The organism is Frigidibacter sp. MR17.24 (assembly GCF_037095655.1).
Taxonomy (GTDB): Bacteria; Pseudomonadota; Alphaproteobacteria; order Rhodobacterales; family Rhodobacteraceae; genus Frigidibacter.
The window spans coordinates 1-213 of sequence record NZ_JBAWKE010000033.1 but is presented as its reverse complement, the minus strand read 5'-3'; the positions used below and the strand labels follow the sequence as shown (position 1 = coordinate 213).

Genomic DNA, 213 nt, shown 5'->3' with positions numbered 1-213 from the left:
CCGCTCGACCTCGCGGAAGGCCTGCTCGGCGATGTCGACCTCGGGCTGGGCACCCCTGTCGGCGACGACGCGCCGGCGGATACCGACCTGGCGGTGGACCTTGGCCCGGTGGAGGCCGATGTTTCGCTCGACGCGGCGGAGGCGCTGATCGGCGACGTCGATCTGGCGATCGGCGGCTCGGGTGGCGGTGATCTCGACCCGAGCGACACGGAT

1 protein-coding gene is annotated in these 213 nt (G+C 72.3%); it reads left to right on the top strand.

From position 1 onward, the window contains the following. On the top strand, positions 1–213 hold a 213-nt coding region (locus V8J39_RS23525), incomplete at both ends, for a hypothetical protein (protein WP_336463408.1).